The organism is Phyllobacterium sp. TAF24 (genome assembly GCF_052113785.1).
Taxonomy (GTDB): Bacteria; Pseudomonadota; Alphaproteobacteria; order Rhizobiales; family Rhizobiaceae; genus Phyllobacterium.
In genome coordinates this window covers 46,007-59,443 of sequence record NZ_JBFRDN010000007.1, presented here as the reverse complement: position 1 = coordinate 59,443, position 13,437 = coordinate 46,007, and the positions used below count along the sequence as shown (strand labels likewise).

At 55.8% G+C, this 13,437-nt stretch carries 13 protein-coding genes; 5 read left to right on the top strand and 8 right to left on the bottom strand.

The window, feature by feature from the left end; genetic code table 11:
• From AB4Y96_RS08370 to AB4Y96_RS08355, 4 genes are all read left to right on the top strand, one after another.
• Window positions 1-510: a GNAT family N-acetyltransferase gene (locus tag AB4Y96_RS08370; protein ID WP_091877118.1), complete on the top strand. Its 510-nt coding sequence runs from the start codon at window positions 1-3 to the stop codon at window positions 508-510.
• Window positions 507-983, top strand: coding sequence for a GNAT family N-acetyltransferase (locus AB4Y96_RS08365; protein WP_441916613.1), 477 nt, complete (start codon window positions 507-509; stop codon window positions 981-983). Before AB4Y96_RS08370 ends, AB4Y96_RS08365 begins: the two co-directional genes overlap by 4 nt.
• A 70-nt stretch (window positions 984-1,053) precedes the next feature.
• Window positions 1,054-1,452 carry an NADH:ubiquinone oxidoreductase subunit NDUFA12 gene (locus tag AB4Y96_RS08360; protein WP_091877114.1) on the top strand — a complete coding sequence of 133 codons (399 nt, stop codon included), beginning with the start codon at window positions 1,054-1,056 and terminating at the stop codon, window positions 1,450-1,452.
• Between the two features lie 84 nt (window positions 1,453-1,536).
• Window positions 1,537-1,974, top strand: coding sequence for a DUF2155 domain-containing protein (locus AB4Y96_RS08355; protein WP_244518093.1), 438 nt, complete (start codon window positions 1,537-1,539; stop codon window positions 1,972-1,974).
• A 442-nt stretch (window positions 1,975-2,416) separates the two neighbouring features.
• Here the strand turns inward: AB4Y96_RS08355 and AB4Y96_RS08350 are convergent, their stop codons facing one another.
• The 8 genes from AB4Y96_RS08350 to AB4Y96_RS08315 all read right to left on the bottom strand — a co-directional run bounded on the left by AB4Y96_RS08350 (window position 2,417) and on the right by AB4Y96_RS08315 (window position 11,384).
• Window positions 2,417-2,824 carry a VOC family protein gene (locus AB4Y96_RS08350; protein ID WP_091877110.1) on the bottom strand — a complete coding sequence of 136 codons (408 nt, stop codon included), beginning with the start codon at window positions 2,822-2,824 and terminating at the stop codon, window positions 2,417-2,419.
• A 156-nt stretch (window positions 2,825-2,980) separates the two neighbouring features.
• Complete coding sequence (gene aat / locus AB4Y96_RS08345) at window positions 2,981-3,595, bottom strand: leucyl/phenylalanyl-tRNA--protein transferase (protein WP_091877108.1); 615 nt, start codon at window positions 3,593-3,595, stop codon at window positions 2,981-2,983.
• On the bottom strand, window positions 3,592-4,956 hold the full coding sequence (gene accC, locus AB4Y96_RS08340; protein WP_441916611.1) for an acetyl-CoA carboxylase biotin carboxylase subunit: 1,365 nt from the start codon (window positions 4,954-4,956) through the stop codon (window positions 3,592-3,594). Before accC ends, aat begins: the two co-directional genes overlap by 4 nt.
• Before the next feature lie 12 nt (window positions 4,957-4,968).
• Window positions 4,969-5,439 carry an acetyl-CoA carboxylase biotin carboxyl carrier protein gene (accB, locus tag AB4Y96_RS08335; protein ID WP_441916609.1) on the bottom strand — a complete coding sequence of 157 codons (471 nt, stop codon included), beginning with the start codon at window positions 5,437-5,439 and terminating at the stop codon, window positions 4,969-4,971.
• 38 nt (window positions 5,440-5,477) lie between these two features.
• The gene (aroQ, locus tag AB4Y96_RS08330; RefSeq protein WP_091878367.1) at window positions 5,478-5,921 is read right to left on the bottom strand and encodes a type II 3-dehydroquinate dehydratase; all 444 of its coding nucleotides are present in this window, start codon (window positions 5,919-5,921) and stop codon (window positions 5,478-5,480) included.
• Window positions 5,922-6,061: 140 nt separating this feature from the next.
• A complete protein-coding gene (locus AB4Y96_RS08325; RefSeq protein ID WP_091877102.1) occupies window positions 6,062-6,850 on the bottom strand; it encodes a DsbA family protein in 789 nt (262 codons plus the stop codon).
• Window positions 6,851-6,891: 41 nt separating this feature from the next.
• Window positions 6,892-8,295, bottom strand: coding sequence for a M48 family metalloprotease (locus tag AB4Y96_RS08320; RefSeq protein WP_441916742.1), 1,404 nt, complete (start codon window positions 8,293-8,295; stop codon window positions 6,892-6,894).
• Window positions 8,296-8,480: 185 nt separating this feature from the next.
• Window positions 8,481-11,384, bottom strand: a complete 2,904-nt coding sequence (locus AB4Y96_RS08315) for an Rne/Rng family ribonuclease (protein WP_441916607.1) — start codon at window positions 11,382-11,384, stop codon at window positions 8,481-8,483.
• 715 nt (window positions 11,385-12,099) lie between these two features.
• Here AB4Y96_RS08315 and AB4Y96_RS08310 point away from each other — a divergent pair.
• Window positions 12,100-13,329, top strand: a complete 1,230-nt coding sequence (locus tag AB4Y96_RS08310; RefSeq protein WP_441916740.1) for an N-acetylmuramoyl-L-alanine amidase — start codon at window positions 12,100-12,102, stop codon at window positions 13,327-13,329.
• Window positions 13,330-13,437 lie beyond the last annotated feature (108 nt).

Below are 13,437 nucleotides of genomic sequence, written 5' to 3'. Positions count from 1 at the left end.
ATGTGGATTCGAAGCGCGACGAAGGACGATCTGGCAGCAGTCCGTGATTTGCTCGTAGAGACCTGGCATGCGACTTACGACGATGTTTATGGCGTCGAAAAGGTCAATGCGGTTACCAATCGCTACCACTCGCTGGATGCATTGAAAAAGCAGCTGGCGAAACCCTATTCGGAGTTCATTCTTGCCGATGACGGGGCTGATCTTTTTGGCATGGCCTATGCCTCGCAAAAGGATCACAAGCTGGCGCTGCTCAACCAGCTCTATGTGCATCCGGAAAAGCAGAGCAACGGCGTTGGGTCGCTGCTTCTTGCGGAAACCGAAAGCGCTTTCCCCGGCGTGTTCATGTTGCAGCTTGAAGTTATCGAATCAAATCAAAAGGCTCGGCGCTTTTATGAAAGCCGTGGATTCGATTTGACCGGCGCACGGACAGACAATTGGGGCGAGGCCAATTCCGGTATTTCCGTGCTGGTCATGGAAAAATCCCTGTCCGGATATGAGCTTGCACCGTGACATTGGTTTTTCGCCGCGCCGAGCGTGCGGATTTATCCGCTTTGATTGCGATCTTTGCTGAAGATTTGCTTGGCGGCCATGGCGATACGACCGATCCTGAAGCTTTCCCGCGCTATGAACGTGCCTTCGACCAGATCGAGGCCAGCAACTGCGATCAGCTGATTGTTGGTGTTCTGGATGGTGAAGTGGTTGCCACAGCGCAGGTGACATTCACCACAACCTTGCCGAGCATTGGCACGACCAACATGACCATTGGTGCAGTGCAGACCCGCAGCGATATGCGCGGGCAGGGCGTGGGTGGCAAGCTGATCAACCATTGTATTGCGCTGGGCAAGGAACAGGGCGTGGGGCTGATCCAGCTGATGTCAAATGCAAAGCGCGTTGACGCGCACCGCTTCTATGAAAGGCTTGGCTTCAAGAAGAGCCATGCCGGTTTCAAAATGGTTGTTGATGCAGGGCCAGCGGCAACTTGACCCTTGCTATCGCCTGACGATACGGCCATAACCCGAAGAGTTGAACGAGAGAGTTCGAAGCAGGATTGCTATGAAGACCTTCCTTTTACAGTTTTTCACCTGGTGGAACAGTCAGACGATCGGTACGCGCGTCTTTACATGGCGCAAGGGTACGAAAGTCGGTGAGGACGAGTTCGGCAATGTCTATTATGAAGGCACGCAGGACTCCGAAGGCCGCACGCGCCGCTGGGTGATCTACAAGGGTTATGCGGAAGCCTCGGCCATTCCCGCTGGCTGGCACGGCTGGATTCATCATCGCGCTGAAACAGCGCCATCGCGTGAAGATTACAAGCCGCATGCGTGGGAAAAGGCGCATCAGCCCAATCTGACCGGTTCTGCCGCCGCCTATCGTCCGAAGGGCTCCATTGCCCATGGTGATAACCGCCCGACAGTTACGGGTGACTACGACGCGTGGACACCGGGATCCTGAGCGGATTTTCTTCTGCCACAATTGGTGATTATCGACGGGTTGGTATGAGACCGTCCCGTCAGCCTGAACACAGCCGGAATTGAAATGATCCGTTCCCACTTGTCCTTTCCATTCCGCAGCAAATTACGCCTTTTGGCGACGGGTGTGCTTGCCGCAAGCCTGTGTGTTCCGGCCTTTGCCGCCGACGACAAGATTTCCAATCCCATCGCCGTTTTCTCCGGGCTCGACAAGATCACCGGTCGAATCACATCGTTTGACGTTTATATCGATGAAACGGTTCAGTTCGGTGCGCTGCAACTGACCCCACGCGTCTGCTACACGCGTCCGGATACGGAAACGCCGAAGACGGATACGTTTGTTGAAGTGGATGAAATCACGCTTGATCGCAAGATCCGCAAGATTTTCTCCGGCTGGATGTTTGCCGATAGCCCCGGTCTCAACGCCGTTGAGCACCCTGTGTATGATGTCTGGCTAAAAGGCTGCAAACAGTCTTCGGATGTTCCGGCTCCAGCCAAGAGCTGACATATTCTACTTATTTCCTGTAGTTGCGTGGTTCGTGGTTCGACATAACAACCATGAGGGAGAGAGGTGATGCAACGCTAATCGCAGAGATTGCAGAACATCGCCAATGTTGCAGAACCTGACTGCCTACAGCCCACCCACCTCTCTCCGTCATCCTCGGGCTTGACCCGAGGACCCATGGCTAAGGAGATTAGATGATTCCGGATGTTCCGCGCTTTTGAACTATGGGTCCTCGGGTCAAGCCCGAGGATGACGGAGAGAGGTGGGTTTAGGAACCAGGTTCTGCAACATTGGCGATGTTCTGCATCCTTTGCGATTTGCGTTGTATCACCTGGTTGTTATGTCGAACCACGAACCACGAACCACGAACCATAGATTATGTAATCGGGATAAAACCGTGACCCCGGCACACCCGCACCGGGATCAACTTGTTTGTGTAAACTTACATCGGCTTGGCGAAGTTGATGATCCAGGGTGTACCGTAGCGATCCACCAGCATGCCGAACCGTATGGCCCATGATGTCTCGCCAATGGGTGCTGTCACGCGGGCGCCGTCGCTGAGACCGGCAAAGATGCGCTCAGCTTCTTCGGCACTGTCTGGATGCAGCGCAACGTGCATACCCTGCGCTTTTTCGAAATAGGGCGGCGGTGCATCGGAGCCCATCAACTCGGCGTTCCCGACGGTCATGTGCACATGCATGACCTGATTTTCCGCTCCGGGCATCCCTGCACCTTCGGGCATATCGCCGAAACGGGCGATATATTGGATCTGGCCGTTCAGAACCTTTTCGTAGAACTTGAATGCTTCTTCGCATTGTCCGTCAAAATTCAGATAAGCATTGATTTTCATAACAGCTTTCCTCTCCTGTGTTGGGGCTTCCAGCTCAAGGACGTTTGGAAAACCACCAACCCGACACTGCTCGTAAAAATATCTTTCGTCGCTCTGCTCTCCGGCAGTTTCTACAAAAAGGACAATACTTCATATTCTTACGAAGACTATGACGKATCAGAACTCTGCTGACTCTGCCAGCGCATTGTCGAGCATTTTTTGATACTGACGCCGGGGCACTTCAATGGCGCCAAAACTTTCCAGATGGGTGGTGGTGAACTGGGTATCGAGCAGGGTAAAACCCTTTTCAATCAAATGACTAACGAGATGAACGAGGCAGACTTTCGACGCATCACGCTCACGCGAAAACATGCTTTCGCCGAAAAATGCCGATCCCAGCGAAATGCCATAAAGGCCGCCGACGAGCCTGTTCTCCTGCCATGCTTCAACCGTGTGGCAGTGACCAAACTCGAACAGCTTGCCATAGGCTTCCCGGATCGGCTGGTTGATCCATGTACGGGCCCGTTCACCGCTGCCGCTGGCACAACCGTCAATAACGCCCTCAAAGTCCGTATCGAAACGGATATCGAAACGGCCCTGACGAATGGTCTTGCGCAGACTGTGCGAGACGTGAAAATTTTCAAAGGGAATAATGCCGCGCTTTTCCGGACGGACCCAGAAAATTTCCGGATCGTCGGCCTCTTCGGCCATGGGAAAGACCCCGGTTGCATAGGCGCGCAGCAACAACTCGGGGTCTATTTGGAAGCTTTCTGCCGGGTCTTTACCCGTCATGCCTCATCTTCGGCAGTTTTCGTATCGCCAGCCAGATATTTTTCCAGCCAATGAATATCGTAATCACCGTTGGCGATATCAGGATTGTTGATCAGGTCCTGAAACAGCGGCAGCGTGGTCTTGATGCCATCCACCACGAATTCGTCCAGCGCACGGCGCAGACGCATCAGGCATTCCACGCGATTGCGGCCATGCACGATCAGCTTGCCGATGAGGCTGTCATAGTAAGGCGGAATCTTGTAGCCGGTGTAAACGCCGGAATCGACACGGATGCCGAGCCCGCCGGGCGTGTGATAATGGGTGATCTTGCCAGGTGAAGGTGCGAAAGTCCGAGGATCTTCCGCATTGATACGGCATTCAATGGCATGACCATGGAAGCGGATATCATCCTGCGTCACGGAAAGACCGCCGCCCGAGGCAACGCGAATCTGTTCGTGTACGAGATCGATGCCGGTAATGGCTTCGGTGACCGGATGCTCCACCTGAAGACGGGTGTTCATCTCGATGAAATAGAACTCGCCATTCTCGTAGAGGAACTCGATGGTGCCCGCACCGCGATAGCCCATATCGGCCATGGCATTGGCGCAGATCATGCCGATGCGCTCACGCGCGTCCGCATTGAGGGCGGGTGAGTTGGCTTCTTCCCATACCTTCTGGTGGCGGCGCTGCAGCGAGCAGTCGCGTTCGCCCAGATGCACAGCCTTGCCCATGCCGTCGCCCATGACCTGAACTTCGATATGGCGTGGCTTCTGCAGGTATTTTTCGATGTAAACAGCATCGTCGCCAAAGGCTGCACCGGCTTCGGTGCGGGCTGTCGACAGTGCGATGGACAGTTCGTCCTCGCTGAGCGCAACCTTCATGCCGCGTCCACCACCGCCAGCTGAAGCCTTGATGATAACGGGATAGCCGATTTCGGCAGCAACGCGTGCGGCTTCCTTGTCATCGGTCACTCCGCCATCGGAGCCGGGAACAACAGGAATGCCCAGACGCTTTGCGGTGCGCTTGGCTTCGATCTTGTCACCCATGATGCGGATATGCGCGGCGGTGGGGCCAATGAAGGTGATGTTGTGCGCTTCAAGGATTTCCGCGAACTTGGCGTTCTCSGASAGGAAGCCGTAGCCGGGGTGGATGGCATCGGCACCGGTGATTTCGCAGGCGGCAACGATCTGGTGAATATTCAGATAGCTATCGCGCGAAGGGGGCGGTCCAATGCAGACGCTTTCATCCGCAAGACGTACATGCATGGCGTCGGCGTCGGCGGTCGAATGAACCGCGACAGTCTGAATGCCCAGCTCCTTGCAGGCGCGCAGGACGCGCAGGGCAATTTCGCCGCGGTTGGCTATGAGAATTTTCTGAAACATCACGCTCTCGATTTATTCGATCACAACTAGCAATTCGCCATATTCAACCGGCTGGCTGTCCTCAATGAGAATAGCCGTAACGGTACCGGCGCGAGGCGATGGAATCTGGTTCATCGTCTTCATCGCTTCGATGATCATCAGCGTCTGGCCTTCCTTGACCTTGGTGCCAACCTCGATGAAGGCGCGGGCACCCGGTGCAGGGGAAAGGTAGGCTGTACCGACCATGGGCGAAGGAACAGCGTTCTTCGATGGATCGCCAGCGGGCTTGGCTGCCTCAATGGGTGCTGCGGCGGCAATCGGTGCTGCGGCGGCTGGAGCCTGTGCATAGACTGCCTGCGGTGCTGCCTGCATTGTGATCTGGCGCGATACGCGGATACGCAGGTCGCCCTGTTCGATCTCGATATCGGTGAGATCCGTCTCGTTCAGAATTTCTGCGAGATCGCGGATCATAACCTTGTCGATCCCGGTGTTTCTGCTAGCCATGCTTTTTCAAGCCCCTTATTTCTGTTCGGCAGCCCTTGTTATTGCGGTGCCGCTGCTTTGACGAGTGCGCGCAGGCCCATCACATAGCCGTCCACCCCAAAGCCACATATCACCCCTTTGGCCAAAGGGGAAACGTAGGAGTGATGGCGAAATGACTCGCGCGCGTGAATATTGGACAGATGAACTTCCACCAGCGTGACCGCGGCCGCGCGGATGGCGTCATGCAATGCGATTGATGTATGTGTATAGGCGGCTGGATTGATCAGGACAGCGGCTTTTTTCTCGCCTGCCTCCTGAATCCAGGTGACCAGATCACCCTCTTGATTGGATTGGCGAAACTCGATCTCAACGCCGAGTTTTTCACCCTCAGTGCGGCAGAGAGCCTCAATATCGCTCAATGTGGAAGCGCCATAGATTCCCGGCTCACGCTTTCCCAGCATGTTCAGGTTCGGGCCATTGAGGACAAAGATCAGCTGTTTCATACCATACCGGACATATTGACGGGTTTCGGGACCCGATGACGGGTCCCATATAAACGGCTTATCGGCAAGCGAAAAGCCTGCAAAGTCACTTGATTGCTTGTCCACAACGGGTTTTTGCAATCATTGGCATATGAACAGCGCTATTTGTTGCGAATATGGCTGATTTTTTCAGCCAGAGCATCCACACCAAGAGCGCCGGGAACCACTTCGTTACCGATGATATAGGACGGCGTGCCGTTGATGTTCAGGCTGTTGGCTAGGTCATAGTTCTGCTGAAATGCCTGAGCGATTTCAGGTGACTTCATCTTTTCGCGGATCTGTTTTTCGTTGCCGCCAAGCTTGATGGCGATCTGCATGGCGGAATCCTCCGTCGCGCGGCCATCACGGCCAAGCAGGTCGCGGTGGAATTCCAGATATTTTTCAGGCATCAGCGCCTTGAAGGCTTTCGCCACGATGTGCGCGCGGGTGGAATCGGCGCCGAGGATCGGGAACTCCTTCATCACGAAGCGCAGTTTCGTGTCGCTCTTCAGCAGCGCATCCATGTCGGGCAGGGCGCGTTTGCAATAGCCGCAATTGTAATCGAAGAACTCAACCACCGTGACATCACCCTTGGGATTACCGAAGACTGCATCGGCGGGCGAATTGAAAAGCTTGTCGCTGTTCTGGCTGATGATCTGTCCCTGCGCCTGCTGCTGTGTCGCTTCCTGCTTGGCAGTGAGAGCCGCCTGTGCTTCGAGCAGCACTTCCGGATTCTTGATCAGGTAATCCTTGATGATCGCTTCGATTTCAGCGCGATTGACGTTTGAAGACATGGCAGGCTGCGACGTGGCAGCGGTGCTGGTCTGGGCCAGAACAGCCTGTTGGCTGAAACCGAGCGCAACGAGGGCGGCGAGGCCTGCGGATGCACCTACCAGAGCGACTTTTTTCATATTGTCATGTCCTTGTTTGTATCGATGTCGGCAAAGCAGCTTCAGTCTTCTGATTTGCGCTTGGAATTGATGATATCCTGGGCGCGAACCCAGTCTGGTGATCCGTTGGGAAGGGCTCTCTGGGCCCGTATGGCAAAAATTTGCGCTTCCTGAATCTTGCCGGAGTAGTATTTTTGTTCTGCTGAAGCGAGGTCCGAACGCGGGCCATCGCCGAGCTGGCCATAGGCTTGGGCAAGATAACCGTATCCATCGGGGAATTCGCGGTCACGGTCGATACCGGCCTGAATTTCCTTGATCGACGCTTTCAGATTGGCAGGCTTGCCGCTGAGCATAAGCGCCCGGCCATAGCTCATCCGGATAAGGCTTGATTTGCGTGGATCGAGGGCTCCGGCCTTTTTATAGGCCTCTGCCGCTTCCGTCACCTTGCTCTGTTTGAGCAGAATTTCGCCGCGCATTTCGTGAAAATATGGGTTTTTGGGTTGTTCGCGGATCAGCGCGTCGATTTTCCCGAGCGCTTCCTGCGACGACCCGTTGAGATAGGTTGCAATGGCGTTGCCGTAGCGCGCACCTATGTTGTTGGGGTCTTTGCGGAAGCTTTGCAGTACGCTGGCACCGCCACCGGTATAGGCCGCGATCTTGCCGCGCATCAGGTCGTGACGCTGCTGCAGGGCAGGACTATCAGCCTTGTCGAAATAGGGGCTGGCGCGGGCGAGCGTTTCCAGATTGGCGATGCGCTCGCGCGGCAGAGGATGGCTGATGCGATAGGGGTCTGTGCGCGTGCCCGTCAATGACAGGGCGTTCGAGAAGCGTTCAAACGTTACCAGCATGCCCTTGGCTGATTGCCCGGTATTGGCGAGGTAAGTGATCGCGGACCGGTCTGCCGCCATCTCTTCCGTACGTTGATAGCTGAGGAGGCTGCGCATGGCGACTTCCGTGCCACCCATGGCAACACCGGCACCCGCCTGCGCCACACTGCCTTGCTTGGTTGCAGCACCAGCAACGGCGGCGCCAAGGCCAAGCAGCCCTGCGACAACGGCCATCGTCTTGGCGCGTGCCAATTGCTCACGCAACTGGAACTGGTGGCCACCGGCCAGATGCCCGGTTTCATGGGCCAGAACGCCGATGATTTCATTGGGCGTTTCCGCCTGAAGAAGAGCACCCGTATTGATGAAGATGCGGCGGCCATCGACAAATGCATTGAAACTGTTGTTGTTGACCAGAACGATGCGAATAGCGTGCTTGCCAAGACCCGCTGCATTGATGATCGGGGTGGCATAGTCAGTTACAAGCGCTTCGATTTCCGCGTCGCGGACAATGGGCACGTTGGATTGTGCGGCGGCAATGTCAGTCTGAACGAGACTGATAGCTCCCGCGACCAGTGCAGCACCTGCGCTGCGCGCCATGGCAGTAAACGATTGACGTGAAATGATCTGTCGAACTGTCATCATGGCTTATTCGTATCGAAGTCAGTCTCTTATTGAAAGAGAAGCAAATCGCGTTCCCTTAATTGTGAAAATGCAGATTAATCAGGCAAATCTGCGGCTTCCGCAGAGGATACAGGGAGTCTTGATAAAGAAGAACCGGCAATGATGCCGGTTCTTCAACTCAGTTATCCACGCGTTTTTCAGGCTCAGAAGAAACCCTTCTTCTGCCACCAGCCGCGTTTCGGCGACGCTTCACCGTCTTTCTTGTCCTTGGTGGAGCTGGAGGTGACGACCGGCGCAGCATTTTCCACTTTTGGCTCAGGCTTTGGCGCAGCAACGGGTTCCGGTGCAGGTTCAACCTCAACCGGCGCGCTTGCCGGTGCTTCCACTGCAACTACCTCCGCAACGGTTTCCTCGACAACAGCCTTCTTGGCCGACTTGCGAGGGGCGCGTTTTGGCTTTGCCGGTGCTTCAGCCTCGACAGATACAACTTCCGCTACAGTTTCAGCGGGTTCGGCTCCAGCCTTGGCGCGCGGCTTGCGAGGGGCGCGCTTTGGTTTTGCTGGCGCTTCTTCCGCATCCGCAACAACCTCAACGATTGTGCTTTCGACGAAAACAGCCTCTTCGACAGCCGTTGCCTTGGTTTCAACCGTGGCAGGCTTGCTGAAATCCGGCAGCGGAATGCTTACGAAAACAGGTTCTGCATCAGGCACGGACTTGGCGGCGATTTGATGATCATCGCCATCCTCCGGACGGCGATTTTTGCGACCACCACGACGGCCCCGGCGGCGCTTCTTGCGGCGTTCGTTCTCTTCTTCGCGTGCCTTGGCAGCGGCGGCATCCTCGCCTTCAACGGCAGGAACATCCGCATCGTCACTATCGGTGTCACTGCGTACAGCCTGGCCGGGTTCACCGGCAGCGACGTCCTGACGATCACGACCGCCACGCCGACGACGCTTGCGCCGACGCTTGCGGGACGATTCGTCATTGTCGCCAGTGCGAGCGGTTTCGCCGGCCTGCGCTTCGCTTTCGGCTTCATCATCGATTTCTTCGATGACCGGATCGGTCTCGTCAAAATCATCAATAATGCCGAGTGCTGGCGTTTCCGTCAGCGGAACAATTGGACCAAGCGCAATGGAGCCCTTGTCGATGGCGAAATGCTGGGCGCCAACGCTATCATCCGCCTCAATGCTGATTGTCAGACCGAAACGGGTTTCGAGATCGGCAAGGTTCTGGCGCTTGTGGTTGAGAACATAAAGCGCCGTGGCCACAGTGGTGCGAACGATGATGTTGTTCTGCGAATGACGCAGCAGATATTCCTCAATCGAGCGCATGACATGCAGCGCAATCGACGAGGCGGAACGCACATGACCGGTACCGCCGCAATGCGCGCAGACCTGTGTCGTGCTTTCCAGAACACTGGCACGAATGCGCTGGCGCGACATTTCGAGCAGGCCGAAATGCGAGATACGACCAACCTGAATGCGGGCGCGATCGTCTTTCAGACAATCCTTCATCCGCTTTTCCACCGCACGGTTGTTGCGGTTTTCTTCCATGTCGATGAAGTCGACAACGATCAGACCGGCGAGATCGCGCAGACGCAATTGCCGCGCAACTTCATCCGCCGCTTCAAGATTCGTCTGTAATGCGGTGTCTTCAATCGAGTGTTCGCGTGTCGAGCGCCCGGAGTTAACGTCGATCGCCACCAGCGCTTCGGTCTGGTTGATGATAATATAGCCACCGGATTTCAGCGTGACCTGCGGCTGCAACATGCGGTCGAGCTGTGCCTCGATACCATTGCGCGCAAAGATCGGCGTTAACTCGCGATAGGGCTGCACCACCTTGGCATGGCTCGGCATGAGCATGCGCATGAAGTCTTTTGCCTCGCGGTAACCGTTTTCACCGGCAACGAGGATTTCCGTGATGTCTTTATTATAAAGATCGCGGATTGAGCGCTTGATCAGGCTGCCTTCCTCATAGACGAGGGTCGGCGCACTGGAGGCAAGGGTAAGGCTGCGGACATTTTCCCACAGGCGCATCAGATATTCGTAGTCGCGCTTGACCTCGGGCTTGGTGCGCATGGCACCGGCGGTGCGCAGGATCACGCCCATGCCCTTGGGCACTTCGAGATCCTTGACGATGTCTTTCAGGCGCTTGCGGTCCTGAATGCTGGTGATCTTGCGCGAGATGCCACCGCCACGGGCAGTGTTTGGCATCAGGACTGAATAGCGACCGGCAAGTGACAGGTAAGTGGTCAGGGCCGCGCCCTTGTTGCCGCGTTCTTCCTTGACGACCTGCACCAGCAGAATCTGGCGGCGCTTGATAACGTCCTGAATGTTGTACTGGCGGCGCTGGAAGCGCTGATGCGTCGGAACTTCTTCCATGGCATCTTCGGCACCGATGGAATCGACTTCGTCAAGCTCGTCATGCGGCTCTTCCTTGTCGTCCTGCGAACGGCGCTTGGATTTGCGCGTGTGATTATCGCTCTCGTCAGCCTTTTCTTCAGCGTCGGTAGCTTCGTCCGTCTCAACAATGATGGCTTCGGAAATGACATCAGCGTCTATGGCAGCAGCCAGAGTCTGGCCGCCATTGTCTTCGGAAGAGGGGTTTTCGTCCGATCCGCCTTGTTCCGACGATTCGTGCGCGTCACCGGCTTCGTCAGCGGATGCGTTCTCTTCGTCTGCGGCATCGAGCTTGACCGCATCGTCGCCCTGACGGGTGCCACGACGGCTGCGGCCCCGGCGATTGCGCTGGCCGCGATCATTGCGATCACGGCTGCGCTGCTCGCCGGCAGCTTCCTCATGGTCTTCGTCCTGGCTGGCTGCCTCGGCTTCCGCCTCGATCAGCGCCTGACGGTCTGCAACAGGGATCTGGTAATAATCAGGGTGGATTTCGCTGAACGCAAGAAAGCCATGGCGATTGCCGCCATATTCAACGAATGCTGCCTGAAGCGATGGTTCTACACGTGTGACACGCGCCAGATAGATATTGCCTTTGATCTGTTTCTTGTGTTCCGACTCAAAGTCAAATTCTTCAATTCGGTTGCCGCGAACCACGACAACGCGCGTTTCCTCCTGGTGGGAGGCGTCGATTAGCATTTTGTCCGACATTATAATTCTTCTCCCCGGCTGAAACGCTCAAAACGCGGTGCAACCGGGACGCCCGTAGGGGTGCCGGAGCCGCGTTTTCACATTTGCCGGATATATTAAGGTTCGCAGAAACAGACAGACACGGCATCACGCGGGGTTGCGTTTCAGCACCCGCGGCTTTCAAGCCGATTATAGTCACGTCTGTATCAAACATCTCTGTTCCTGACGAAACGACCTCACGAATGGCACGCCTTGAAGCAGTGCCGACACTTTAACACCCCCGAAAGGGCTGGCTCGACGCGCCTTGTCTGCGCTATCTGCCGTTCACAAAAAGCGCTGGCCGACATTTTCTGTCTGCTCACGCCAAATTCTTTTCCGGTTACCTACAGCGAAATTCGCCCTTGCTGCTCCATGTCTCTGTCTTCAGTGTCAGCAGGTCATTTGCCGTGACACGAAGGAGCCTGATTCCGGAGGGCAGGAAGTAACCCACCTTTGCTTTTAGGAGGTGTGTCGCGTTATGACAAGGCCTTCTTCATAATCGTGTCATCAGGGTGGCACAGAAGTGGCGGCCAAGATGGCGGGACAAGTCAGTTAATAAGACTAAATTAACCACGACGCGTTACCTATCATTCACATATAATGTGGCTAAAGCGATGTAACAATCGTGCTCCGTCTGATACGAAATAGCACCAGAGGGGATGATGTCCGGCGCGTGCCGACGTCGATCTGCAATGAAATGAATGTGATCTGCCGGGTATTTGTTACTGTCTTTTTGGGTTTGCTTGCATTTGTGCAGGCGAGCGAGAAAGCCAGTGCCGCCAATGAACTTGCCGCCTTGACCTATCAGGCTGCAGGCGACGAGTTGCGGACCCGTGTTGTCATCAATTTCGATCGTGAACCCGAAGTATCCACTTTAATGCTGGATCAGCCGCACCGTCTGGTGATTGACCTGCCCAAAGCCGTGTTTGCCTTTGACAAGAAGTCGCTTGAGCCGCGCGGTCTTATTGATGACGTGCGCTATGGCATGATTGATGATGCCCGTTCGCGGCTTATTTTTACGGTGAAAGGCCCATTCAGTGTCGAGCGGGTCGATGTTCTGAAGAATGATAACAGCCCCGGTTATCGCCTTGTGGCCGACCTTGTGGCGTCTTCTGACCGCGAGTTTGCCGAAGCCATCAAAAACCAGAATGCAACAACCGCTTCCACGCAGATGGCGCCGAAGGGTGATCGTCTTGCAAGCGCTGCGCCCAATGAGGTCAGCAAAACGCCTAAACCCTTCACCGTTGTGGTGGATGCGGGGCATGGCGGTATCGATAGTGGTGCGGAAAGCACCGGCGGTATCATGGAAAAGGACGTTACGCTGATGTTTGCGCGGGAATTGCGCGACCAGTTGCGCAAGATTCCCGGCCTGCGGATCGAAATGACGCGGGACAGCGATGAATTCCTGCGCCTGACCGAACGGGTGCGGATTGCCCGCCAGTACGAAGCCGATCTGTTTATCTCCGTTCATGCCGATACGATCAACCAGCGCAGCATTCGCGGCGCGACTGTCTATACGGTTTCCGACAAGGCTTCCGACGCGGCATCGCGCGCCATGGCCGACCGCGAAAACAAGGCGGATGCGGTGGCGGGTGTCACCTTTGATAATGAGACGCCTGAGATCGCCGATATTCTGATGGACCTCACACGGCGCGAGACGCACACATTCTCCTTGAGCTTTGCCAAAGGCGTGGTGCGTGCGCTGAAGGGCGATGTGAACATGATCAACAATCCGCATCGCTTTGCCGGGTTCCAGGTGCTGCGTGCGCCGGATGTGCCTTCGGTGCTGGTGGAAATCGGCTACCTGTCCAATGAAGAAGATGCAAAACTGATGCAGGACCCCGCATGGCGCAGCCACGTGGCCGAGCGCCTTGCCACTGCCGTTGGTGAATTTTCCGGAAAAAAGACAGCAGGCGCACTGAACTGACAGTTTCCGACCGCCGGTTGAGTTGTAACGTTTAGTATATTCACGCGTGCGTTGCCGAAACTCCACAATTGGTATTTAAATTGTGCGCAGAACCGGGTTGTCCTTGCC